This is a genomic window from Allobacillus salarius (assembly GCF_007559425.1).
GTDB classification, from domain to species: Bacteria; Bacillota; Bacilli; order Bacillales; family Alkalibacillaceae; genus Allobacillus; species Allobacillus salarius.
This window is the reverse complement of the sequence record NZ_VMHE01000011.1, coordinates 53,119-78,674: the sequence shown is the minus strand read 5'-3', so window position 1 is coordinate 78,674 and position 25,556 is coordinate 53,119. Positions and strand designations below refer to the sequence as shown.

Genomic DNA, 25,556 nt, shown 5'->3' with positions numbered 1-25,556 from the left:
TGTTTCTTTCCCAATCAATAAGAAAGAAACCGAATTGACTTCAGGCTATTTTGTTTAGTTTTCAAGGTTCGAAATGTATGTCGTTTTTTGCGACAAGACTTAATTTATCATAGCTCCAAAACGTTGTCAATAACTTTTTGAATTCCTTTTTTAAAAAGAGTCAAACCGCGTTATCTCCTGACAACGCTAATAAATATATCATATCTATTTAGACGAATCAATACTAAAAATACAAAAATATTTTTTGACTGAATTTGTGCTATTAAGTCGCTGTAATCAAACTGTGTTCTAGTAGTTCCCAGCTCTAATATGACTGCTTCTTGGATGGGCTTCATTGATCACTTCTTCATTCGCTGAGTGGTCAGCTTCACGGGAGGATCTACTCTTAATTTCCCACCTCCCTTCCTCACTCATGTGTAAGAAGGGAGGCGTCTATGCTCAAAAATTAAGTTACTTCACGTGGGGAAAATTCTTTCTTGGGGTGTAATTCACTAATTCATTTTGGCTTGCAAACCTCTTGTATAAATTAAACAACGTTATATATCTTTTCTTGATTGCATTCTTTATCTCCGCATTAAAGTCATCAGCTGTGACCTCAAAGAGTAATTCGTCCATTTCTTTCTTTAGTAAATACTCCAGCTCTTTCTGTTCTGTTTCACTAATCATTAGACCTAACAATGATGTTCACCCATTTCTATATATTTTAAAGTTTTCACTGTATTGTTCTTCCTGCTTTATGTAATATAACCATTCTAAAAATATGCAAACATTCATATAGATATTTATAAAGAGAATTTCTCCTTAAAAGAAAGTGTCTTACACCTTTAAACGAACGGTTGTTGAATCAATTACGCGATAAATTTCCATCACATCTCACCAACTCTTTATTTAAATGATATGTGTTTTGTTGATGTTCAAGCGTAATTAATAGAATTCAAAGAAGGAATGGGATCTATGTTTTACACGTTCAATTGGACAAGCTGGAAAAAGTGGGTTGCCGTGCTTTCATTACTTTTATTATTTACAATTACCATCCAACTATCTAACGATTACATATTTGAAAACGCCACACAGAATCAATCTGTAAATGAGGGTGCAATAACGAAAAGTTTGAAAGAGGAAAAAGAAATTGCTTTGACCTTTAATGTGCCATGGGGTGACGATACGATTGTCGATGTCATGAACGTATTAGATGAGAAGCAAGTCAAGGCTACATTTTTTGTGAATGGGGAATGGGCGCTACGGAATGAAGAGTTAGCTGAATGGATTATTGAAGAAAATCACGAGCTCGGTTTGCTCGGTTTTTCGGATCAAGCTTATGAAGGCCGTTCACTGGATTACATTAAGCAAGATATCGAACGCGGAGAAACCGTTTTAAAAAATTTGGACTATGAGCCGCTTCAGTATGTGCGTGTACCTGAAAATAAATACTCCGAATTGGTGACAGAACAAATTCACAAACTAGGTTATCGAACTGTTTTTTGGAGTGTATATGCAGATGTAAGTAAAAACCAAGATACGGAAACGATTAGTAAGCAAATTACCGATGGAATAAGTAGTGGTGACATTATCGTGATGCCCATACGGGATGATTTAGAGAAAGCCTCTGAGGTCGTCAAACAAATCATTGAGCAAAAAGAAACTGAAGGATTTCAATTTGTGACCGTTACCGAGCTTCTTTCACCTGCTCAAATTGAACTGCAGCCAATCAACTAACGAAATTGGACGACTATATTGCTCACCGTCTATTGAAAAAGGTCCCCAAGTGATTTCTTGGGGACCTTTTTGTTTATTTCTTTTTGTTTTTTTTCGCATTCGTTGGTTTTCTTTTTTGTACTTCGTCCGCTTTATTTGGCATGCCAACCTCTTCGCCTTTTTCGTTTGTATAACCGACAATATGGTGCAAACGCAGTAATTGATAGGTATTACATGCGACCAATGGGACAATCATGATCATCATCGTATCCGGGTCATTCGTACGCAGTCCTGGAATCCATTCGAGCGCAGTCACAACGGTCATAAAGAAAACTGCAGGCAGGAATGCTCTCGGATGAGTTTCCTCTTTTTTAACGTAGGCGACCGCAAGTGAATAGATAAACAACACACCCGCTACAACTATGTACGGAAATATACTCCCTGGATCTTCTGCTCTCGTATAACGTAAGTAAACGAGATCGAACAACACAATTGCAATAATTACGATTTGTGCGTGTTTCCAAAAGTAACCGAAAAATCCTTTTCCGAACTGGTGCACGGTCAAATAGGCGAAGAAACCCATTTGGCTAATGACACTATAAAGAAGTCCCAATACAGAAAACCACAAAAACGTTCCTGTAAGTTCCCAAAAATCCAAAGGGTGCATATATTCCAGATAAGCGTCTGCTCTTACAAAGAAACTTGTGATGACAGCTCCTAAAAAGCCTAGCAATAAGGTGACACTTGAAAATTTTAACCAATTGCGAATCGTCACTTGCTTTCCCTCCAACATTAAACACATCATTTATCCATTGTATTTTACCACGAACCGACATTTTTTGCCTGACCCTAATATGTATATTTTTTCACAACTTCATCAAGATAAAAAGGAAACTACCTTCAGAGGGAGCAAAAACCATGACGCTAAAAAAACTTACGGGGTTTATACTATTAGGCTTATTCATTTTATTGACTGCCTGCACCCAAAGTGATCAATCCTCCCAAAACACCGATTATGAAACGACGAAAAAAATGGTTGTTGATATTCTAAAAACCGATGACGGAAAAAAAGCAGTTAAGGACCTACTGACTGAAGAAGACATGAAAAATGAATTAATATTAAATGCACAAGTCGTCAAGGACACGATTGAACAAACGTTACAGAGTGAGAAATCGATAGAATATTGGACAAAATTATTCGAAGATCCTTCATTTGTTCAAGCTTATACAAAAGCGACAGAAGATAGCATGAAGGAACTAATGACCGGTTTACTCAGTGATTCCACATATAAAGAACAGTTAATCAAGATCTTTCAAGAACCAAAAATGCAGGAAACCATCGTTCAAGCTTTATCCAGCCAAGCATTTAAAGCTCATTTAGAAAAAACAATACAAGAGACTTTGGAAAGTCCACTCTTTAAAGCAAAAATGACGGAAACGTTACTGAAGGCCGCTGAAAAAGCACAACAATCCGAAGGTGGCCAAGGCCAAGGTCAAGAACAAGGTGGCGGTGATAGTGGCGGTGGACAATCAGGTGGCGGAAGTGATAGTAGCGCCGGCGCTGGAGGGTAATATAAAAACGAAAAAAGAGCTGTCAAACATTCATCTGTTGACAGCTCTTTCGCTTATGCACGTTTAATCATTTGATTCGCAATGGACAAGAAAATCTTTCCTGTTGGATGATCCTCTTGGTAAATGCCTGGTGCAAAAATATCTTCTTCATCATATGGTTGTTGTAACGGAATGCGGCCTAGTACGTCTGTATCGAGTACTTCAGCCAGCTTATCGCCGCCACCTTCGCCAAATACATATTCTTTTTGACCCGTTAATGTACTTTCGAAGTAAGCCATGTTCTCAATAACGCCTAAAATTTGATGCTCATTTTTCAAAGCCATTTGCCCAGCACGAGCTGCGACGAATGCAGCTGTAGGGTGTGGCGTTGTAACGATCAGCTGTTTAGACGATGGCAGAAGTGATTGCACGTCTAATGCGATATCTCCTGTACCTGGAGGCAAATCCAATAGAAGGAAGTCCAAGTCGCCCCACTCCACCTCTTTAAAGAAGCTTGTCAGCATTTTTCCAAGCATAGGTCCTCTCCAAATAATCGGGGAGTTATCTTCAACGAAAAAGCCCATCGAAATAACTTGCACACCAAAGCGCTCAACTGGGATGATTTTTTCTCCACGTAGTTGTGGACGATTTTCAATCCCCATCATGTCCGGAACACTAAAGCCGTAAATGTCGGCATCGACAATAGCTACTTTCTTACCGAGGCGTGCCAAAGCAATTGCCAAGTTGACAGTAACCGTTGATTTACCGACGCCACCTTTACCACTCGCGACCGAGATGAATTTCGTGCCTTTTTGTCCGATTAGATTTGCTTCGCTTTCTTGATCAGCGGCTTGCTTATATTCCTCTGGTAATTCAGTGAAACGCAAACCGACAGTAGCAGCGCCTTCTTCTTTTAACATACCGACAATTTCCTGCTGTAGCTGAAGCTGTTCACCAGAATTCGGATTGGCTAAGGCAATCTTGACACTGACGTGGTTCTTATCTTCTTTAATCTTAATATTCTCTATTGCACCCGTTTCTTCAAAGGTTTTATGTATATGTGGGTCTTTGACCGGGTTTAATATTTCTCTTACTCGCTCTTCTGTTACCAAATGTTACACCTTCCCTTTCAAAAAGTCGTGCAAGGTTAGTATAACATAAAGTTCAGTGTTTTCTTAACTAAGAGGCACCGTTATCTTCATCTTCTTCCATAATGAATTCAACAATTCCTTCAGCGATCGATGTAGCCAGCCGCTTCTGATAACTCTCTTGCGTCAGTAGTCGCCTTTCATCTGGGTTCGATAAAAAGCCCAGTTCCACTAAAGTTCCTGTCGCACCCGCATGCTTCAATAAATAAATTTGATTTAATCCCAAAGCGACACGTGTTCCTTTTGTTTCTTCACGCAAACGCTTTTGGATCGATTTTGCCAAGGCTTCACTTTGGCCTTCTTCATCCGGGTAATAAAACGACTGTGCCCCTGACCACTGAGAACTCGCAATTGAATTGAGGTGAACACTAATAAATAAATCGGGGTCTTTTTCCTGAATGAATTTCACTCGATTCCGAATATCCTCGGATTTTCGCTTGGAAAGCCCTCTTGTGCCTTCAGCTGCGAGATCTATATCTGACTCACGTGTCATATACACTAACGCACCCGCTTGTTGTAAGTAATCACGTAATAACAAAGATGTATCCAATGCGATGGATTCTTCATAAACCGAATCATGATCCGCCCCGCCATCTGGGCCACCGTGACCTGGATCGATGACGATTACTTTATTCGCAAGCGGCATCGTTACATTCGTAGGTGAAAAAAATGATGGGATCGGATAGCGAATCAGATATATGAGTAACACTAGACCGACTAACCATAACAATATGAACCATAGCTTTTTCAAGAGCTCCCCTCCCCTCTTGCTATTTTATGGACAAGGAAGGGTGATTATGACTTACATTAAGCCGAACAACTAAAAAACAAATGACCTGTTTCAAAGTATCGGTTTTACCTATTTTCCTCCTTATTTGGTCTAAACAATTGATAAAAACAGAAAAACCCGCAAGCATTGAAAACCGCTTGCGAGTCTAATTCATTAAACTTATTTCGCTGTATAACCACCATCTACAATCAAACTGGTACCTGTTATAAAGCTTGAGTCATCTGTCGCCAGGAACAATACGGCTTTTGCGACATCTTCTGCCTTGCCTAGACGTCCGAGCGGTGTAACTTTAGCCAATTCCTCAATATCTCCCTCTTCTAACTGCTCCATTAGCGGGGTTTTCACATAACCCGGACATACAGCATTCACGCGAACATTATATTTGGCATATTCCAAAGCAGTTGTACGCGTGAGATTCACTACACCAGCTTTCGATGCCGAATAAGCCGCCGTTTGAGATTGACCGACATGGCCAAGCATTGAAGCCGTATTGATGATGATGCCACTGCCTTTTTCTCTAAAATGATTAACCGCATGCTTGATTCCGTAAAAAACGCCATTCAAATTCACTTCAATCACACGGTTCCACTGATCATCGTTCATCTCAGCCGTATCCATGACAGGACCGACACCTGCATTGTTAAAGAGAATATCGAGCTTTCCAAAATTATCAACCGTTTGATCGATCAGTCGTTTGACTTCCTCTTCTTCAGTGACGTCCGTGTAAATATATGTCGCACGATCGCCTAATTCATTTGCAAGCTCTTCACCTTTCGGATTATTGACATCCGCAATGATGACATTTGCTCCTTCTTCGATAAACAATCTAGCTGTTGCTTCGCCAATTCCGCTGACGCCTCCAGTAATGATTGCCACTTGCCCATCTAATCGCACAAGCATCCTCCTCATCGATTTCAGTGAATAGATACTTTCTAATTTTTGCTGAATCGCCAAAAGTATTCATTCACTACATCCATACCCGATTTTGAGGTTACTGATCGCGATAGGTCACCACAGTTTGGCAAATATAATCATGAAGAGCTCTTTTTCGATCGGTCCAACCTGCCATCATAAACCCAATCATTAAAATGATTGCAGAGAGAATATAAGCAAAGTAACGACCGAGCGATTTCAATATGCTAATTTTCGAGCCATCTTCATTGGTCACTTGAATTCTACAAATCATCTTACCCGGCGAGCCTTTGAAGCGAGATGCCGTAAATAAAATTACGAAAAATATACTGTAGATAGAGCTCGAGAGTTGTTCGGCATTTGTTTCTGTTTGCTGCTGTGCTTGCTGTAATTGTTCCACTTCTCCTGTAATTAACCCGGCTACCAACCAAGTGAGGAGCGAAACGAAAAGGCTGTCTATAAAAATAGCTAAGAATCGAATCCAAAATCCAGCCGGTTTGTTTTCAATCACTCAAAAATCCCCTTTCAGCTAATCACTCATCTGTTCCCATTATATAGAAAACAGTCCCTGAAGTGAATTCAGGGACTGTTGTATAAACTGAATGATTAAGCGGTTTGCTCTTTCGATTGCTGATATTTCCCCTTGATTAACTGTAATGCAAGCAATATTGCTAACAAGACGATTCCAGCTACATCCGTCACCCAGTTATTTTGAATAAACAGCAACGCCGACAATAAAGCAATAATTCGCTCATACCATGCGTATTTATGAATTAGCCAGTTTTGAATGAATGATGCAAAGGCGATCATTCCAACCGTCGCTGTAATGATTGCGAAAATGACTTCATACCAGGATGCGTCAGTCAAAAATAAAATAGTTGGATTTAACGTAAAGACAAACGGCAACAATAGTGCAGCTGAGTCAAATTTAAATCCTTGCACACCTGTTCGAACCGGTCCGGCATTCGCTATTCCTGCCGTCGCATACGCCGGTAAGTTGATCGGAGGCGTATCATCCGCCAGCACACCGTAATAAAGAACGAATAAGTGAGCGATTAATACGTGAACACCCATATCCGTTAAGATTGGTGCAACAATCGCCGCAAGAACGACATATGTTGCAGTCGTCGGTAATCCAAGACCGAGCAGTAAACAGGCAAAAACAGTTAATACTAATGTGAAATAAAGCTGCGTGTTATCCGTCACCATGAAGCTTGGCAGCATATTTGTCAATGTCTCTGAAAAGCCGACAACGATTCGTGTAAACTTCGTTGATAAACCAGAAGTCGTAATAACACCGATCAAAATTCCTGCCGTCGCACAGGCAACGATGATGGAAAGCGCATTTCGAGAAGCTGTTTCGAAACCTTCGACAACATTTCTCCAGCTATAGCGAAACGGCGTCGCGCCTAATTTAGACTTACGCTGAAACACTGCAAAGACTAATGCAACGACCAGACCGAGTATGACGAGCATTGTCATTTCTGGTTTCCAACGAACCGTTTCTGTTCCGAATACATCCGTCCCGAATAATCCATTCAACTGATACAAACCACTATTTAGCGTACCGACAATAAATTGGAAGCCAAATACAATAGCAATTAGTCCCGCCGCGTACAGTAATGAGCGTCCTAAGCTTTCTTTGAACCGGTGGGCAAAGAATGCCATTGCCAATAAAACAACAATCGAGAAGAACGCGGAGTTATTAACCGAAATTCGCTCAACAACCAAATAATAAAGTAAAACAAAAATCGGAAATAACAGATAACCTTGTTGTAGTAATAACTTACGACCTTTCGGTAACTCGGCTTTTGGTATTCCTTGAATGCCATTTTTAGATGCTTCGAAATGAACCATAAAGAGAATTCCCACATAAGCCAACAATGCCGGGATAATGGCACTTTGAATAATTTGATAATACGGGATTCCCGTAAATTCAACCATGATGAAGGCTGCAGCCCCCATAATTGGTGGTAGAAATTGTCCACTGGAAGAGGCCGCTACTTCAATTCCTCCCGCGACATGCGGTTTGAATCCAACTCGTTTCATCAATGGAATCGTAAATGTACCTGTCGTTACCGCATTCGCTGTAGAACTTCCTGAGATACTTCCCATCATTCCACTCGCTAATACAGATGCTTTTGCTGGACCACCTTTAAAACGCCCGAATGCACGGATCGCTAAATTGATGAACATTTGTCCAGCTCCCGTTGACTCCAAAATTGCCCCGAATAAAATGAAGATAAAGACGAACTGCGCGGAGGCATAAATCGGAGTCCCAAAAATCCCGTTGTTACGATATGAAATTTCATAGACAAACCGTTCAAAATCACCACGATTATGAAAGAACTGTCCAGGCATATATTCCCCAAGGAAGAAATACCCGATAAAAATTAACGCGATAATGACAAGCGGCTTTCCGACCACACGTCGCGTTGCTTCCAACACCAAAATAATCAAGGCTAGCCCTATTGCCAGATCAAAATCCGTCGGGCGGCCTGAAATGATTGAAGAAGACGTTTGATTTTGAATAATATACATACCGACACCAAACGACATAATTGCCAACAATGCATCATACCAAGGAACCGTTTTTTGATTTAGCCCTTTTTTAGGTGGAAAGATTAGAAAGACAAGTACCAAACCTAATGTTAGGTGAAAAATTAAAAAAGTCTTCGAACCGATCCCCGGCAAACCAAAACCCGCGATATAAAAATGATACAAAGAAAGAAACACGGCTACAGCTATCGTTGTGAAAGCCCAAAATCCTCTCACATCACGGTCGCTACCTTCAAGTTCATTGATCATCTCTTGTTGTGTTTGTTTATCCATCTGTTGTCTCAACTCATCCATATTATGAACCTCTCTCTCTTTTAAAACTCAAATTCACCTAACCAACTTCTAGCTATTTTGAAGACATCTGGTTAATTAAATAGATTAGTAATTCGTTCAAAACCAGTTAACTCACTAACCTTTATCTCTATCACATTTTTTATAAATGGCTCTTCAGATAAAGTAATTTCTTGATCTTTAAAATAAAACTTATGCGGAAATAAATCGGAAGGTTGCATCAATAACTTATTGTCGTGAATCGGCTTATTCAAGTCCTTAATGACAAAATAGCCATCAACCATTTCCACTGTGCCTTTTCGTTCGTAAGGCATTCCTGCACCGAACGATTTTGTCCAGCTTTCCATTGTTAAAATCTTTCCAGATGAATCATATTTAAATTTCTCAATGACAGGGGATTTTTCTACAGAATGGATATACTCATGTGCGAACCACTCATTCTCTTCGATTTCAGCTTCCCAGAGAATTTCACTATTCTCTACTTTTTCTATTTGTAATAGATATGTAGATTGTGAAAATAAAATGACCGCCAAAAAGATGATGAAAAGCAAAATGATGAGAATAAGCCATTTTATCTTTTTTAAAAAGGCATTGCTCGAAAGCAATGCCTTTCTGTTTGTTGCACGATCGAGAGAATTACTGCTCATCATAGAACTTTTTAGCTCCAGGGTGCAAGTCGATAGACATTCCATCTTGAGCTGATTCAAGCGTAATGTCCTCACCACGTACGTGTGCATTCGCTAAATCATCAAGATTGTCAAAGATAGCTTTTGTTAGCTCATACACCTGATCTTCAGGCAGATCATCACGTACAACTAACATCGCAAGTGGAGCGACAGTAGATGCTGTAGCATCAAAGCTATCGTACGTGTTTTCGTCTAAATCAACACGCGTGTAATATGGATACTCTTCGATTAGTTGATCGATCTTTTCATCGCTAAGACCGACAATCTTCACGTCCGCACTTGCTGCCAATTCTTGAATACTAGCTGTTGGTGTACCAGCAGTTACGAAAGCTGCATCAATGTTTCCATCTTGTAGTGCAGTTGAAGCGTCACCGAAGCCCATGAACTCTTCGTTAATGTCTTCATAAGTGATGTCATAGGCACCTAAGATTTGATTCGCGTTCGCTTCTGTACCTGAACCAACGTCACCTACAGCTACACGCTTGCCTTTCAAATCTTCTACTGTTTCAATTCCAGTATCAGCTAATGTCACAATTTGAATTGTTTCTGGATACATCGTAAATACACCACTGAATCCATCTACAACTTCCTCAAACATATGAGACCCATCATGTGCATAGTAAGCGATATCATTTTGCAGTAAACCGAACTCTGCGTTTCCATCACTTAATTCGTTTGCGTTAACAACAGAAGCACCAGAAGATACTCCGTTAGCGCTTACACCATCGACATTCTCAGTCATGATGTCAGCCATTGCTACACCAAGTGGATAGTACGTACCCGCTTCTCCACCTGTCAACAACGTAACGTTTTCTACCCAATCTTCACCAGCTGAAGCTTCTTCTCCACCTGATTCTTCAGATCCAGAATCTCCTTCTGAACCACTGTCCGATTCGTTTGCATCATCGGCGTTGTCACCGCCACATGCTGCTAAGAACAACAGTCCAAGCGACAGAAGAAGTACAAGCAATAAATTAAATTTCTTCACAAAAAATCCCCCCTAATAGATTTTTGAATGTAAATGATAGTATTTCTTGTTGTCTGAAAATATTATACATTATAAATAGTAGATTTAAAACAAAAATAAACTTTATTTCCGTAAATTAATTTTATATATGGTTAATAATGCTAATTATTTCTTTGGGTAAAAGGTCATGTTTTCAACTTGTCGTATGGCAATTTATTGGATAATTTTCGTAATTATTATAAAATAATAACTATATTATTCAAAAATAGCTATCAATCTACCAAATAACTAAAGGAGTTCATCCATGAATCTAAATGATTTATTGAAAAACCCCGTATTTTTTATTTCCGCTTTCGTCGTGGGTCTGTTGGCCATCTTAGGAGCTATCATGCCGAATCAATTTGCATCTGTTTCAGAGACACTCTACGGCTTTACCACTACCTATTTTGGTTGGTTTTACCTCATTGCTGTATTTATGTTTACCGCATTTTTGCTTGTCTTAGCAATCACCCGCTTCGGAAAAATTCGCCTTGGAGGAGAGAACGAACGTCCTGAATTTCCATTCTTCACATGGATTGGCATGTTGTTCTCCGCCGGTCTCGGTGTTGGACTTGTATTCTGGGGTGTCGCAGAGCCAATGAGCCACTATTTTGAATCCCCTTTTCCTGACATTGAAGATCATAGTGTGGAATCTGCCCGAGTCGGGATGGGTTATTCATTTTTCCACTGGGGCATGAACCAATGGTCGATTTTCACCTTAGTCGGTTTAATCATCGCTTATCTTCAATACCGAAAAAAACGTGACGGGCTTGTTTCAACAGCTCTTGAACCAATCACTGGCAATAATGCGAATATCAAAACAACCGTCGATTCTTTGGCTGTCATCGCAACGGTGATCGGGATTGCTACTTCGATTGGCTTAGGCGTTCTGCAAATGAATGGTGGACTTAATGCCGTATTTGGTATCCCGAACAACGGTTGGATTCAAATATTGATTATCGTACTCATTTTTATCGCTTATATGATTTCATCTACTACCGGTTTGCATAAAGGAATTAAATACCTCAGTAATGTAAATATGAGCTTAATCGTTCTTTTGCTATTATTCGTTTTTATAACTGGACCAACTGTATTCATTTTAAATTCTTTTGTCCTTGGTCTCGGTGACTACATCACGAATATCATTCAATACAGCTTACGATTAACACCTTATGAAGGTGGCACATGGGTTCGTGATTGGACTATTTTCTACTGGGCGTGGGTGATCGCTTGGTCACCGTTTGTCGGAGCATTTATCGCCCGCGTTTCTAGAGGACGAACCATTCGAGAATTCATCTTCGGAGTCATGATTGTTCCGCCACTCATTTCGTTATTCTGGTTCGCAACATTCGGTGGAACTGCGCTTCATAGTGATTTAAAAAATGGAACAAATATTGCAGAGGCGGTCAATGCCGATGTAACTGTCGCGTTGTTTGAAATGCTTCAAATATTGCCGCTTCCGACGCTTTCATCGTTACTTGCTATTTTACTCGTCGCGACATTTTTAATTACGTCAGCCGACTCAGCCGCTTATATACTCGGAAGCATGACGACGAAGGGAAGCTTAACCCCTCCGATGCGTGTAAAGATGATTTGGGGTGTGTTACTTGCAGCAATTGCTGGGGTACTTTTATTCGCCGGAGGATTAGAAGCTTTACAAACGGCTTCATTAATTGCCGCCCTGCCATTTGCCTTAATCATGCTTTTAATGATCGCAGCGTTAATTAAATTATTACGAAAAGATGTTGTACCAATCAGTAAAAGAGAATTAAGACGTTATAAACGGATGCAAGATCGTTTGGAGCAATTGGAAGAAGACAAAGACAATCAACCAAAATCTTGATTTAAATTGACACGCACAACATCCTGCATTATAGTAAATGAAGAAGAAAACAAGGGGAGTAGCGACCGCCCAAACGGTTGATGAGTCGTCAATTCGGTACTTTTTAAGTACCCGGCTCATCAAATAAATCGCAAGACCTTGGCCGAACCGATGGCCAAGGTTTTTTATTTTCTCAAAAATAGGGAACCTAGTTTACAGGCCTTCAATCGTTCGGCTTTCCTAATATCAAAACGGAAATCCGTTAGGAGGAGTTATTCTTGGTATTATTTTTGTTTATTTTAGCAGCCGTTATTGTTGTGTTTGCTGCCGTTCAACTAAATAAATATGGGGATGTCATCAGCGAGAAATCTTCCTTAAGTGGCGCGATGGTTGGTGGATTACTGATTGCCGGTGCCACTTCACTACCTGAGCTGACAACGAGTTTAACCGCTGTCTACATCGATAACCCAGATATCGCTGTCGGTAATATGCTCGGGAGTAATGTGTTTAACTTATTGATTTTGGCGAGTGTCGATTTGTTTTACCGTAAAAGACGTGCTTTTAATCAATTGCATTCCAAAGATCAAACGCCATCTATAATTGCAGGGATTTTATTTACGAGCTTCGTCGTTGTAGCTATTCTTTGGGTTCAGGTACCATCCATTTTTAATATTGGCTTGGAAATGTACCTTTTAGTGATCGGTTATATTTTTGTGTTAAAAATGTTCGAAGGTAACCCAGCGAGTCAAACGGAAGAAATAAAGCCAGAGAGCAAAACCCTTCAAATTACATTAAAGAAAGCCGTCACAAACTTTGTCGTTTTCGCTGTTATCGTTTTTGCTGCAGGAAGTGTGCTTTCAATCACTGGTGACCGACTTGCAGAAATATCCGGTATGAATTCAAGCTTTGTGGGGAGCGTGTTAATCGCCGCTTCCACTTCTCTTCCTGAATTGGTCACAGTGGTCGTCGCTTTTCGCATGGCGAATTATTCAATGGCGGCCGGGTCAATCCTAGGTAGTAACCTATTTAATTTAATGCTACTAGTCGTTACAGATGCCTTTTATCGCGAAGAGGCCATCCTCAAAGGAACTGACCCTACGATGATCTGGACCGCTTTACTCGGAGTTCTAATGATGATTGTCATGCTCTATATTGTTAAGAGACAGAAAAAACAATCCGGCTTTTCATACGCTTGGCCTTCTATAGTGATCATTTTGATGTATCTCGTTCTTTCGTATATGACATTTTAATAAAGTAGATTAGCGGTAGGGATATTATGAATCCCTACTGCTTTTTAATTTCAGCGATCATTTTCGTCTCTTCAGGGTTATTTCGTGTGTCTTCAGTGTTAATTTGTTAAGCTTCAGTGTTATTGCGAGAACCTTCAGTGTTAACTCGAGCTACTTCAGGGTTAATCTGGCCTCCTTCAGTGTTAATCCAATTCCCTACAACGTTCATCTATTCATATAACATGATATAATTACATTATTAAGAAAAAGGGAGAGATGGACATGTTGAAAGACTACGAAAATATTTTAGTTGCTGTAGATGGCTCCAAAAACGGTGAGAAAGCCTTTAACAAAGCATGCCGAATTGCAAAAAATATTGATGCTAGATTAGTGATTGCGCATGTGGTCGATTACCGGACATTTGCAACGATTGAGCATTATAGCCAGACAATTTTACCTGAAGTCGAACGAGTCGGTAAAGAGCTACTGAAGGAATATGAAGAAAAGGCAACGCAATCAGGAGTCGAACAAGTAACAACTGTCTTGGAATTCGGCAGTCCCCGTCAAAAAATCCCGAAAACAATTGCGAAAAAATACGAAATCGACTTAATTTTAACTGGTGCAACCGGGCTAAACGCGGTGGAACGTGTTATGCTCGGAAGCGTTTCTGAGGCGATCACTCGCACGGCACCTTGTGATGTGTTGATTGTGCGCAGTGAATAGTTTTATGAACAGTCTTTTAGGTTACATGTACTGCAGAGGTGATTATACATGACAGTGCAAGTTAAGCGAATCTATGAAGAATCGGCTAAGTCAGATGGCAAACGTGTTCTTGTCGATGGCATTTGGCCAAGAGGCGTTTCCAAAGAGGAAGCAAATCTCGATGAATGGTTAAAAGAAATAGCTCCAAGTGATGATTTACGTAAATGGTTTGATCACGACCCAGATAAATTTGATTCATTTAAAAAGAAATACAAAGAAGAATTACAATCCGAAGAGGAGCAGAAGAAGGCATATTCGGAACTACAAAAGATGATACAAAAAGAAGATGTTACATTGCTGACCGCAACTAAAGAAGAAGAATATAATCATGCGCAGGTTTTGAAGAGTTTGTTGTGATTTGAATGCCACATTACCTTAAAAAAACCGAACAACATCTTGTTTATATGAGAAACAAGATGTTGTTCGACACTACACTTATAATCTCATATTTTTCGCTATGATCCCTTTCATGATCTCATTAGTTCCCGCATAAATAGATGCAACAGCCACATCTCGATACCTTCTCGCAATCTCATATTCTTCGATATATCCATACCCACCATGAAGTTGCATACTTTCCACAGCAACTTTTTGAGCTAAGTCAGTCGTCCACCATTTAGCCATGGAAACCTCATTCACAATGTTCCCTCCAGCCATGTGTTCTTGAATTAATCGATCCACGAAGGTTTTGCCAATCTCAATTTCTGTTTTCATCTCAGCAATCTTAAACTGGGTGTTTTGGAATTTGCTTATGCTTCTTCCGAAAGCTTGCCTTTGTGTCACATAGTCAAGCGTCAAATCCAACATTCTCTCTGCATTGACAATTGATGATATGGAGACCATGAGTCTTTCCTGCTGTAATTTATCCATGAGATAATAAAATCCCTTGTTTTCTTCTCCTAGTAAATTTGCAGCCGGGACTCTTACATCTTCAAATATTAATTCACACGTATCATTCGCATGCTGGCCAACCTTATCCAACTTCTTCCCTTTTGTGAATCCTTCCGCTTCAGATTCAACAACCAACAAACTGATACCTTTATGGGGTGGGTTTGCTTGCGGGTCTGTCTTACAAACAACAATGGTTAAATCGGCAGAATGACCATTCGTTATAAATGTTTTTTCTCCATTAACAATATAATCATCTCCATCTTTAACAGCTGTCGTTCTAATACCAGCTAAATCTGACCCTGCACCTGGCTCTGTCATCGCAATGGCAGAAATAATTTCCCCTGTGACTGCTTTAGGCAACCAACGAGACTTTTGGTCTTCATTACCAAACGCCTCGATATAAGGTATGACGATATCATTATGCAGTCCGATTCCTAATAAACCTGTACCGACCCTTTCAAATTCCTCTGATAAAACCACAGCATAACCAAAATCCGCCTCTACACCACCATACTTTTCTTCTACTTGCGGACATAAAAATCCTTGCTTTCCCGCCTTTTCCCAAAACGATTTTGGTACTTGTTGGTCTTTTTCCCATTTTTCATAAAAAGGTACAGCTTCTTTTTCAAGGAACTTTTTTAATGATCTGCGGAACATTTCGTGCTCATCAGTCAAAAATGTACGTTTCATTATTTAATTTCCCCTCTAAAGCTACTAATTTTGTGCACTATAAGAATGTTACTTAATAAGAAATACAATTTTATATATCTATGTGTCACTTCATGTTGTTTCTTTTGTTAACGACTCTCGAAGTCGGTACTTCAATACTTTTCCAGATGCATTCCTTGGGATTTCTTTTTCAAATTTGAATTCGACAGGTATTTTATACTTGGCAAGATAATCTCTACAAAACTCTTTTAATTGTTCTTCATCAATCGATTTTCCTTCTTTTGGTACGACAACAGCAACAACTTTTTCACCCCATGTTTCATCAGGAAGTCCGATGACCGCGCACTCTAATAAATCTGGATGCTGATATAGCACATGCTCCACTTCCGTTGAATAAACGTTTTCTCCTCCTGAAATGATCATATCTTTTCTACGGTCAACAAGCGTAATAAAACCTTCCTCGTCAATCGTCGCTAAGTCACCCGTGTAGAGCCAATCGTCCTTCAACGTTTTACTCGTTTCTTCCGGTTTATTATAATAATATTTCATTATTGTTTCGCCTTTAAGAACAAATTCTCCTACTTGACCTGGATGAACATCTTCACCACTCTCATTAACTACCCGTGCTTCAGTATTCAGCATGGCCTTACCACCTGCACCGATTTTATCGTCATGATCTTCGGGCGTCAGCATAACACCTCCAGGTCCTGCCTCGGTCAATCCGCACATATTGTAAAACTGTTCCATTTGAAATAGTTCCATAACTTGTTTCAATAGAGCTATTGGCATAGGTGCAGCACCATAGCCACAACGAGTGACTGAGCTTAAATCATATTTATTTGGTACTTGAAGTAAGAAGTTATACATCGTTGGTACAGCAAAAAATATACTAATTTTATGTTTTTCAATATCTTCAAGAACTTTTGTTGGATCGAAACTTTGGTGGATCACTTGCTTACAGCCTAGGTATGTCCCTGAGATTAAAAATAAATTAAGCTGTGCTGAGTGAAAAAGTGGAGCAACGTGAAGTAAATTATCGGATGGAGTTATGCTCATCATAATAGAGGTATTAAATGCTACATGTAAAATTCGATGATGGTCGAACAAGGCACCTTTTGGATTGCCTGTTGTTCCTGAAGTATACAAAATTTGCGCGTCATCATCTTCATTTACGATAATAGAAGGGTCTGTCTCATTATCTGTAAGTATTTTATTGATCGTAAACTGCCCGTTTGAAGCACTTTCATCTGTTGATATTTTCAATTTAACCTTTTTATTCTCGGCAACTGCATTGGCGATTAGCTCTGCAAATTTACCATCAAACAATACTGTCCCCGCATCACAATCATTCACAATATAAGCGACTTCTCTTGCGGTCAAACGAAAATTCACAGGAACTGCAATCGCACCGATTTTCATAATTGCATAATAAACCATAACAAACTTATCGGAGTTTTCCATCATAAAAGCGACTTTGTCGCCTTTCTTTACACCATGACCAATTAACCCATGTGCAAGTTTGTTTACCTCTTTGTTCATCTGATCATACGTATAGGATTTATCCTTGTAAATATATGCTGTTTTATTTGGTAGGCGCCTAGCATTACGTGATAATGATAAACCGATATCCATATTATTACCTCCGTGAAATAATATATTTTACTGCTAGCATCTTTCGAAGAAACTATTTACCGATTTGTAAAGACTGGTTTACGTTTCTCCCTAAAGGCTCGTATTCCTTCTCTTGCATCCTCTGTTGCAAACAAATCATTAAACAATTGCTTTTCCAACTGTAGACCTTCCTGTAAAGGATATTCACTTACTGAATTAATTAGTCGCTTAATCCGGCTTAACGCCTGTACAGATTTAGCAGCATATGTGGCAGCAAACTTTTCTGCCGCTTCTTTCCCTTCTCCCTGTGGTACAACTTTGTTAACGATTCCTAATTCACTAGCTTCTTCTGCTGAAAGTGGATCACCTCCAAACATGATCTCCTTCGCTTTAGCCGGTCCAATGATTCTAGTAAGTCGTTGTGTTCCACCAGCTCCAGGAAGTAATCCTAAATTGACTTCGGGTAAGCCTACTTGTGCATGCGCCTCGGCAATTCGAATATCACAAGTTAAGGCAAGCTCTAATCCACCACCAAGCGTATAACCATTGAGCAAAGCGATCGTTGGTTTAGGTATATTTTCAATAAAAGAAAATACTTCCTGCACATCTGGTGTTTCTGTTTGTTCATTCTCTTCTTCTGCAAATTCGTTAATATCTGCACCAGCCATAAACGCTCGGTCCCCTGCACCCGTTAAAATAATTACCTTCACACTTTCGTCTTCACGCAGCTGGCGAAAAGATTGATCGAGCTCTGCAGTTACTTTTGAGCTCAAAACATTCATCGGGGGATTATCGATCACGACTGTTGCAATTCCGTCATTCTTTTTTATCGAAAGTAAATCAGCCAAGAACATCTCTCCCTAATCATTTTTATAAATAATTGTTTTATAGTGATTTATTTCACTCCAATAATTCCTTTTAACACTTCCTGCGTATGTTCGCCTAATTTAGGTGCCTGTGTTTGAATCGCACCAGGAGTCTCGGAAAGTTTAATCGGAATACCAATTTGTTTCATTTCCCCTAAAGTATCATGCGCTACTGTACGAATCATTTCTCTATCATTCACCTGTGGATTGTTTACAAGTTCTTCAAATGACAGAAGTGGAGACACACAAGAGTCAACTTCATTAAAAATTTTCATCCATTCGTCAATGGTCTTCGTTGATATGATTGCTCCTATTTCTTCTTTCATTTGTTCTTGAACAGCAGGTGGTGCGTCAAGTTTAGGAATTAAATCATCTCGGTCGATCGCTTTACAAAATGCCACCCAAAATTTCGGTTCCAATGCACCGACGGATAGCCATTTTCCATCTTTTGCTTGATATACTTCATAACAAGCCAATGCACCGCTGAGCATCAGTTCCCCTCGTTTCGGCTGACTATCTTTAACTAGGAATCCCGGAAGCAAAAATTGTAGCCAAGAAATGACCCCATCCAGCATGGAAATATCTACAAACTGTCCTTTTCCTGACTTCTCCCGTTCCAGAAGGGCTAGCAAAATACCAATTACAGCTGGAAGTGCCCCTCCCCCGATATCGGCAATTTGTGTTGCAGGAATTACTGGTTTTCTGTCTTTCTCTCCCATGAGCTGAAGAAGACCAGCATAACTAATATAATTCACATCATGACCTGGCCGGTCGCGGTATGGACCTGTTTGCCCATAACCGGTGATTGCACAGTAGATGATTCTTTCATTCACTTGTTTGAGCTTTTCATAACCAAGACCTAATCGCTCCATAACTCCTGGTCGAAAAGATTCTACTACTACATCAGCTTTTTCAACTAACTTCAGAAAATTGTCCTTCCCGTCTTCGGATTTCAAATCCAAGCAAATGCTTTTTTTGTTCCGATTCAGGGCATGAAAATAAACACCGTCTTGATCTAATTTCGGTTGGTAATCTCTTGTATAGTCTCCTTTTGCAGGGTCTTCTACTTTAATGACTTCCGCACCGAAATCTGCTAATACTAATGTACAATAGGGACCTGGTAACAGTCTGGTCAAGTCGAGTACGCGAACCGATTCAAGTGGCAATGACATTAGCGTTTCCCTCCTGCTTTAATCAAGTCTTTCAACAATCGTTGCATTCGCCATACCATGTCCTTCACACATTGTCTGGAGTCCATAGTGTCCACCAGTGCGTTCTAACTCATGAAGCATCGTTATCATCAACCTTCCACCACTTGCGCCTAGTGGATGCCCCAGTGCAATAGCACCCCCATTAGGATTAAGTTTATTCGGATCAGCACCTGTCTCTTTTAGCCAAACTAATGGAACCGAAGCAAACGCTTCATTGACTTCAAATACGTCGATGTCATCGATAGTTAGACCAGCTTTTTTCAATACTTTTTTTGTTGCCGGTATAGGGCCTGTAAGCATTAGTGTCGGATCTGATCCAACAACAGTTCGAGTCAATACTTTGAATCTAGGCTTTAATCCTAATTTTTCTGCTTTTTCCCTAGACATTAATAGAATCGCATTAGCTCCATCACTGATCTGACTAGAGTTTCCTGCCGTAATCTTTCCATCTTCTGCGAACGCAGGTTGTAGCCCTCCCAGTTTTTCGAGATTTGTATCCTCTCTTGGTCCTTCATCATCGGTAATTAATTTTTTCGTACCGTCCGGTAAAGTTACTTCTACTGGCATTACTTCCTTCTTAAAACGGCCTTCTTTTTGCGCTCGAACTGCTTTTTGATGACTTTCTAAAGAAAGTTCATCCAACTCTTCACGCGATAAACCCCATTCGTCAGCAATCCTGTCGGCTGACAACCCTTGATGAATGACTTCATATTTTGAAGTCAACTCTTCACTAAATCCTGTTTTTTTGCGACTGCTACCCATTGGTACGCGAGACATGCTTTCTATTCCACCCGCAACCACAACGTCCATATCTCCACTAATGATGGCTTGCGCCGCAAAATGGACTGCTTGTTGGCTGGAACCACATTGTCTGTCAATCGTTGTTCCTGGCACTTCAACCGGATATCCTGCTTGGAGTGCAGCAACTCTAGCAATATCAAAAGACTGTTCTTCTACTTGTGAGACACAACCAAAAATGACATCCTCCACCAACCCTGCTGAAATGCCTGCTCTTTTTACGACCTCAGCTAATGGTTTAGCAGCTAAATCTTCTGCCCGAACACCACTTAATACTCCATTACGTTTCCCAACAGGTGTTCTAACCGCTTCAACAATTACAGCTTCACGCATTTAATAACTTCCTTTCTTGTTTGAATATTCAGTTATTTTATTTTATATTTGATCTAATACTGTATGTAATATCTAAGTTGTAATATTTTTGTACCTAATCAACCATGCAACTCACAGTCCTTGATTCTACACTTCTTCCATAACGCTATCGATTCACATTGAAACTTCTCGCAAATTCTACTGATCTTAACATTTTCATAAGGTTTAAATTGTGCTTATTCAATCAACCTCTTACTTTGGTTGCATTCGAATCGCACCATCAAGACGGATTACTTCTCCATTTAACATCGAATTCTCTATAATGGATTGAGCCAATTTTGCATATTCAGCTGGTGTACCCAACCTTTTCGGAAACGGCGTCATTTCGCCGAGTGCTTTTTTAACGTCTTCAGATAGACTTCCAAATAAAGGAGTTTCAAATAAGCCAGGAGCAATTGTCATTACTCTGATACCAAGATTAGACAAATCTCTAGCAATAGGTAGCGTCATCCCTACAATACCTCCTTTAGAAGCGCTATAAGCTACTTGACCAATTTGTCCTTCGAACGCTGCTACAGAGGCAGTGTTTATAATGACCCCTCTTTCTTGATTATTATTTGGTTCTTGTTTACTCATTTTTTCCGCAGCTAAACGGATTACATTAAAGGTTCCTACCAAATTCACTTGTACGACTTTGGAAAATATGTTTAAATCGTGAGCACCCTTTTTCTCACTATATGTTTTTTGCGCAGCACCAATGCCCGCGCAATTAACGACTGTGTTGAGCGTCCCATATGCTTCTACTGCTTTGTCCAGCGCATTTTGAACACTGGATTCATCTACTACATCGGTTTTAACAAATTGAACATTTTCGCCTAACTCTTTAGCTAACTCTCTTCCTTTCTCTTCCTGCAGGTCTAAAATTGTTGCTTTACCCCCATGTGCTACGATATTTCTAACTGTTGCCTCTCCTAAACCAGATGCTCCTCCAGTAACTACCGCTGATACTTCTTCTAATCTCACTTTACATTTCTCCTTTTTCAATTAATTATTTCAAAACAATCTTTAACAAATAATTAGATATGGATTTCGCCAAAGTCGTTTTATCCATAGGTCCATTAGGCGAATACCATGTAACAACCCAGTTCATTGCCCCAAGAATAATATTCCTGACTATTTTTTCATCAACCTCGGTAAAAACCCCCTCCTTTACACCTTCTGCAATTAATTGCTTAATATAATTACCATACCTATCTCGTAACATAAGTATGGTTTCTAACTGTTTACCAGAGAAAAATTGTTCAGGATTTGTTCCCATAACAAAACCTGATTGTTCTGTGATCAGATACTCAATATGTACAACCATTACCTTTTTAAGTTTCTCATCATAAGGTAAATCTTCGCTTAATACTTCCTCGATATTTTCATTGCTTTGCTCCAACAATATTTTTTGGCTTTGGTAAACTAAATCTTGTTTATCCTTAAAATAATAGTATATTGAACCTTTAGTCATGAGCAGTTTGGAAGCAATCTCCTCCATCGTTGTCGAATGGTATCCTTTCTCACCAATAATCGCGATTGCTGACATAAGCAAATCTTTTTTTCGTTTCGCAACTTTCTTCTCACGTAATGACAAGATGATCACTTCCTTTTATTCGCATTTCTTTCTGGCAACTGTTGGAATCATATAAACGTCTCTGCTTTTTTTATGAGATAGCATTCAATGACAGTACAAATCGTCGACAATTTTGCTTTCCAACTCATATCTATTGATAAAATTCTTCTGAAGCATAAGCACTCGTTTTAACTTTATGGTTTATTTTTGAATATATGTTCAAAAAATTGATATAAAAAAACTTCTTGCTGATTATATTTTTTTATCGCGACATGAAAGCGATTACAATTTCTTATTAGAGATAATAACATTCACAAAAATTAATGTCAATGTTAAATTCTGAAAAATTATACTTTTCTGTTTTTGTCAGCTTATCTAAAAGTATTCTAATCCAAAAGATTACAAATTAAATTATATTTTTTTATAGAAGAACCTTCATTGTTTATTTCTTTTATAGGATATAGCTAAACTGAGCACCCACGCAAGCTTGTTATTTGAATCTGGAACTCTCCCTAAAGATGTACAAGATAGACTCGGACTGAGGATATTCAAACAACGTTTAACATTTATACTCATGTTTTTAAAAAAGATGAAGTCGCTAAAAACTTTGCCAAATATATGTCTAATTAACGACTAAATTATTTTTGTGAGTCAATGTGCGTCATTTGTGAGTCATTTTCACAAATACAGAAAAAACCTCTCTTCCATTTGAGAAGAAGAGAGGCTCTGATTCCTTGTATGACAAGGGTTTTAACGTTTTGAGAACTGCGGTGCACGACGAGCTTTCTTAAGACCGTATTTCTTACGTTCTTTCTCACGTGCGTCACGCGTTAGAAGTCCTTCTTTTTTCAAGACTTTACGGTATTCAGGATCTGCTTCAAGCAATGCACGAGCGATTCCGTGACGGATTGCTCCCGCTTGACCTGTGAATCCACCACCATTGACGTTTACTAATACATCGTAGTTACCTACGTTTTCAGTTGCTTCAAGTGGTTGGTTAATGATTAGACGTAATGTTTCATATGGGAAATATTCTTTAGAGTCGACATTGTTGACCGTTACTGTTCCGTTACCTGGAACAAGGCGAACACGAGCGACTGATCTTTTACGACGGCCAGTTCCGTAGTATTGTACTTGTGCCACGATTGATTAACCTCCTTTTTTTCAATTACCCGCGAAGTTCGTAAACTTCTGGCTGCTGTGCTTGATGCTTATGCTCTGCACCGCGATAAACGTTTAATTTTTTGATCATTTTACGTCCTAGCTTGTTTTTAGGAAGCATTCCTTTAACAGCTATTTCTAACATTTGTTCAGGGTATTTCGTACGCATTTCGTTTGCTGTACGTGATTTCAAACCACCTGGGTGATTTGAGTGACGGTAATAGATTTTATCGTCTAGTTTGTTACCAGTTAAATGAATCTTTTCAGCGTTAATGATAATGACGTGATCGCCAGTATCGACATGTGGCGTGTATGTTGGTTTGTGTTTTCCGCGAAGCAGGCTAGCTACTTCTGTAGAAAGACGACCTAATGTTTGTCCTTCTGCGTCTACCACATACCACTTACGCTCAACATTGTTTTCATTTGCCATGAAAGTTGTGCGCATGTGCTTTCCCTCCTATATTTCAATCCGTTTATTTTGCGTTTTTTTCATTTATCTCACACGAATAGTTTTCCGGGGCTATTGCGTGGTTATGATAAAATGCCATAGAACATATTATAATACTTTCACCAATATTGTCAAGCTTTTACCTTGTTTTTTGTGATTAATTAAGCCCGACTCGTTCAAAGATCATATCGACACTTTTCAAATGATAAGTTAGGTCAAAACAACTGGCTAATTCTTCTTGCGTTAAGGTTGATTGAATCTCTTCATTTGCTTTAACGAGTTCAGGGAATGACCGCTTCTCTTCCCATGCTTGCATTGCCAATGGCTGTACAAGATCGTACGCTTTTTCTCTGGAAAAACCTTGTTCGATCAACGTCAATAAGACACGTTGTGAGAAGATTAAACCATAAGTTCGTTGGATATTATCAATCATTTGGTCTTCATAAACGACTAGATTGTCCAAGATATTGGTGAACCGGTTAAGCATATAATCAAGCGCAATCGTCGTGTCTGGTAAAATAATGCGTTCTGCTGAAGAATGGGAAATATCCCGCTCATGCCATAGTGGAACGTTCTCAAACGCTGTAATGACATGACCACGGATGACTCGCGCCATTCCAGTCATATTTTCTGAACCTATTGGATTTCGTTTGTGCGGCATAGCTGAAGAACCTTTTTGCCCTTTAGAGAAAAATTCTTCCGCTTCACGCGTTTCACTCTTTTGAAGATGGCGGATTTCTACCGCCATTTTCTCAATCGACGTCGCAATTAATGCGATAGTTGATACATAATGCGCATGCCGGTCACGTTGTAGCGTCTGTGTAGATATCGGCGCCGGCGAAAGTCCAAGCTTTTCACAGACGTAGTGTTCCACATACGGATCGATATTGGCATATGTCCCGACAGCACCAGATAGCTTTCCAAATTCAATGCCTCTTGCCGCTTCTTCAAAACGTTCTAAGTTCCGCTTCATCTCTTCATACCAAAGTGCTAATTTCAATCCGAATGTCGTAGGTTCTGCATGAACACCGTGCGTTCTTCCCATCATGACGGTATGCTTGTGTTCAATCGCACGCTTTGCTAGCACGTCGATAATCCGATTTAAATCGTTACGCAAAATCTCGTTTGCTTGGCGGATGACATAAGACAACGCCGTATCGACGACATCCGTTGAAGTCAGCCCATAATGAACCCATTTTTTCTCGTCACCCAAAGATTCAGAAACGGCACGCGTAAACGCGACGACATCATGCTTCGTCTCGGCTTCAATTTCCTTAATCCGGTCTGTTTGAAAAGAAGCACGTTCGCGTATTTTTTTAGCATCTGATTCAGGAATGATACCAAGCTCAGCCCATGCCTCACAAGCTAAAATTTCCACCTCGAGCCAAGCTTGAAAACGATTCTCTTCTGTCCAAATACGGCCCATTTCTTCTCTTGTATAGCGTTCGATCATTGATGAAAACCTCCAATTTTCCTTAAAACTCATTTTGAGTAAAAATTACCGATTGTTTTTCTGTTTATGT

The 25,556-nt window shown here is 39.6% G+C and carries 24 protein-coding genes; 6 read left to right on the top strand and 18 right to left on the bottom strand.

The window, feature by feature from the left end; genetic code table 11:
• The first annotated feature begins 954 nt into the window (after positions 1 to 954).
• Positions 955 to 1,716, top strand: coding sequence for a polysaccharide deacetylase family protein (locus tag FPQ13_RS07900; protein ID WP_186279598.1), 762 nt, complete (start codon positions 955 to 957; stop codon positions 1,714 to 1,716).
• Between the two features lie 73 nt (positions 1,717 to 1,789).
• Here the strand turns inward: FPQ13_RS07900 and FPQ13_RS07895 are convergent, their stop codons facing one another.
• Complete coding sequence (locus tag FPQ13_RS07895; RefSeq protein ID WP_144088798.1) at positions 1,790 to 2,470, bottom strand: KinB-signaling pathway activation protein; 681 nt, start codon at positions 2,468 to 2,470, stop codon at positions 1,790 to 1,792.
• A gap of 143 nt (positions 2,471 to 2,613) precedes the next feature.
• Between FPQ13_RS07895 and gerD the strand changes: the two genes are divergently transcribed.
• Complete coding sequence (gene gerD, locus FPQ13_RS07890) at positions 2,614 to 3,267, top strand: spore germination lipoprotein GerD (protein WP_144088797.1); 654 nt, start codon at positions 2,614 to 2,616, stop codon at positions 3,265 to 3,267.
• Between the two features lie 53 nt (positions 3,268 to 3,320).
• On the opposite strand, the gene FPQ13_RS07885 is transcribed toward gerD, so the two are convergent.
• From FPQ13_RS07885 to FPQ13_RS07855, 7 genes are all read right to left on the bottom strand, one after another.
• A complete protein-coding gene (locus FPQ13_RS07885) occupies positions 3,321 to 4,358 on the bottom strand; it encodes an Mrp/NBP35 family ATP-binding protein (RefSeq protein WP_144088796.1) in 1,038 nt (345 codons plus the stop codon).
• 67 nt (positions 4,359 to 4,425) lie between these two features.
• Positions 4,426 to 5,145, bottom strand: a complete 720-nt coding sequence (gene cwlD, locus FPQ13_RS07880; protein WP_144088795.1) for an N-acetylmuramoyl-L-alanine amidase CwlD — start codon at positions 5,143 to 5,145, stop codon at positions 4,426 to 4,428.
• 198 nt (positions 5,146 to 5,343) lie between these two features.
• Positions 5,344 to 6,084, bottom strand: a complete 741-nt coding sequence (locus FPQ13_RS07875) for an SDR family NAD(P)-dependent oxidoreductase (RefSeq protein WP_342778581.1) — start codon at positions 6,082 to 6,084, stop codon at positions 5,344 to 5,346.
• A gap of 91 nt (positions 6,085 to 6,175) precedes the next feature.
• Positions 6,176 to 6,607 (bottom strand): RDD family protein, encoded by a 432-nt coding sequence (locus tag FPQ13_RS07870; RefSeq protein ID WP_246065427.1) that lies wholly within the window; start codon positions 6,605 to 6,607, stop codon positions 6,176 to 6,178.
• Positions 6,608 to 6,702: 95 nt separating this feature from the next.
• Complete coding sequence (locus FPQ13_RS07865) at positions 6,703 to 8,949, bottom strand: TRAP transporter permease (protein ID WP_246065425.1); 2,247 nt, start codon at positions 8,947 to 8,949, stop codon at positions 6,703 to 6,705.
• A gap of 71 nt (positions 8,950 to 9,020) precedes the next feature.
• Positions 9,021 to 9,596 carry a DUF1850 domain-containing protein gene (locus FPQ13_RS07860; protein WP_246065423.1) on the bottom strand — a complete coding sequence of 192 codons (576 nt, stop codon included), beginning with the start codon at positions 9,594 to 9,596 and terminating at the stop codon, positions 9,021 to 9,023.
• The gene (locus FPQ13_RS07855; RefSeq protein ID WP_144088793.1) at positions 9,583 to 10,620 is read right to left on the bottom strand and encodes a TAXI family TRAP transporter solute-binding subunit; all 1,038 of its coding nucleotides are present in this window, start codon (positions 10,618 to 10,620) and stop codon (positions 9,583 to 9,585) included. Before FPQ13_RS07855 ends, FPQ13_RS07860 begins: the two co-directional genes overlap by 14 nt.
• A 283-nt stretch (positions 10,621 to 10,903) precedes the next feature.
• Between FPQ13_RS07855 and FPQ13_RS07850 the strand changes: the two genes are divergently transcribed.
• The 4 genes from FPQ13_RS07850 (at position 10,904) to FPQ13_RS07835 (ending at position 14,808) form a co-directional block, all read left to right on the top strand.
• Positions 10,904 to 12,481: a BCCT family transporter gene (locus tag FPQ13_RS07850; protein WP_144088792.1), complete on the top strand. Its 1,578-nt coding sequence runs from the start codon at positions 10,904 to 10,906 to the stop codon at positions 12,479 to 12,481.
• Positions 12,482 to 12,738: 257 nt separating this feature from the next.
• Positions 12,739 to 13,710: a sodium:calcium antiporter gene (locus tag FPQ13_RS07845; RefSeq protein WP_144088791.1), complete on the top strand. Its 972-nt coding sequence runs from the start codon at positions 12,739 to 12,741 to the stop codon at positions 13,708 to 13,710.
• Between the two features lie 261 nt (positions 13,711 to 13,971).
• Positions 13,972 to 14,412, top strand: coding sequence for a universal stress protein (locus tag FPQ13_RS07840; protein WP_186279597.1), 441 nt, complete (start codon positions 13,972 to 13,974; stop codon positions 14,410 to 14,412).
• Between the two features lie 48 nt (positions 14,413 to 14,460).
• The gene (locus FPQ13_RS07835; RefSeq protein WP_144088790.1) at positions 14,461 to 14,808 is read left to right on the top strand and encodes a DUF488 domain-containing protein; all 348 of its coding nucleotides are present in this window, start codon (positions 14,461 to 14,463) and stop codon (positions 14,806 to 14,808) included.
• Positions 14,809 to 14,886: 78 nt separating this feature from the next.
• Here the strand turns inward: FPQ13_RS07835 and FPQ13_RS07830 are convergent, their stop codons facing one another.
• From FPQ13_RS07830 to purB, 10 genes are all read right to left on the bottom strand, one after another.
• On the bottom strand, positions 14,887 to 16,032 hold the full coding sequence (locus tag FPQ13_RS07830) for an acyl-CoA dehydrogenase family protein (RefSeq protein ID WP_144088789.1): 1,146 nt from the start codon (positions 16,030 to 16,032) through the stop codon (positions 14,887 to 14,889).
• A gap of 90 nt (positions 16,033 to 16,122) precedes the next feature.
• Entirely contained in the window at positions 16,123 to 17,643 is a 1,521-nt protein-coding gene (locus FPQ13_RS07825; protein ID WP_144088788.1) for an acyl-CoA synthetase, read from the bottom strand.
• Positions 17,644 to 17,699: 56 nt separating this feature from the next.
• Positions 17,700 to 18,476, bottom strand: a complete 777-nt coding sequence (locus tag FPQ13_RS07820) for an enoyl-CoA hydratase/isomerase family protein (RefSeq protein ID WP_144088787.1) — start codon at positions 18,474 to 18,476, stop codon at positions 17,700 to 17,702.
• Positions 18,477 to 18,517: 41 nt separating this feature from the next.
• Positions 18,518 to 19,660 (bottom strand): CaiB/BaiF CoA transferase family protein, encoded by a 1,143-nt coding sequence (locus FPQ13_RS07815; RefSeq protein ID WP_144088786.1) that lies wholly within the window; start codon positions 19,658 to 19,660, stop codon positions 18,518 to 18,520.
• An 18-nt stretch (positions 19,661 to 19,678) separates the two neighbouring features.
• A complete protein-coding gene (locus FPQ13_RS07810; protein WP_144088785.1) occupies positions 19,679 to 20,830 on the bottom strand; it encodes a thiolase family protein in 1,152 nt (383 codons plus the stop codon).
• Positions 20,831 to 21,061: 231 nt separating this feature from the next.
• Positions 21,062 to 21,832, bottom strand: a complete 771-nt coding sequence (locus FPQ13_RS07805) for a 3-hydroxyacyl-CoA dehydrogenase (protein WP_144088784.1) — start codon at positions 21,830 to 21,832, stop codon at positions 21,062 to 21,064.
• Between the two features lie 25 nt (positions 21,833 to 21,857).
• Positions 21,858 to 22,445, bottom strand: coding sequence for a TetR/AcrR family transcriptional regulator (locus tag FPQ13_RS07800; protein ID WP_144088783.1), 588 nt, complete (start codon positions 22,443 to 22,445; stop codon positions 21,858 to 21,860).
• A gap of 729 nt (positions 22,446 to 23,174) precedes the next feature.
• On the bottom strand, positions 23,175 to 23,567 hold the full coding sequence (rpsI, locus tag FPQ13_RS07795; RefSeq protein WP_144088782.1) for a 30S ribosomal protein S9: 393 nt from the start codon (positions 23,565 to 23,567) through the stop codon (positions 23,175 to 23,177).
• Between the two features lie 25 nt (positions 23,568 to 23,592).
• Positions 23,593 to 24,030 carry a 50S ribosomal protein L13 gene (gene rplM / locus FPQ13_RS07790; RefSeq protein WP_144088781.1) on the bottom strand — a complete coding sequence of 146 codons (438 nt, stop codon included), beginning with the start codon at positions 24,028 to 24,030 and terminating at the stop codon, positions 23,593 to 23,595.
• A 160-nt stretch (positions 24,031 to 24,190) separates the two neighbouring features.
• On the bottom strand, positions 24,191 to 25,486 hold the full coding sequence (purB, locus tag FPQ13_RS07785; RefSeq protein ID WP_144088780.1) for an adenylosuccinate lyase: 1,296 nt from the start codon (positions 25,484 to 25,486) through the stop codon (positions 24,191 to 24,193).
• Between the last annotated feature and the right edge of the window lie 70 nt (positions 25,487 to 25,556).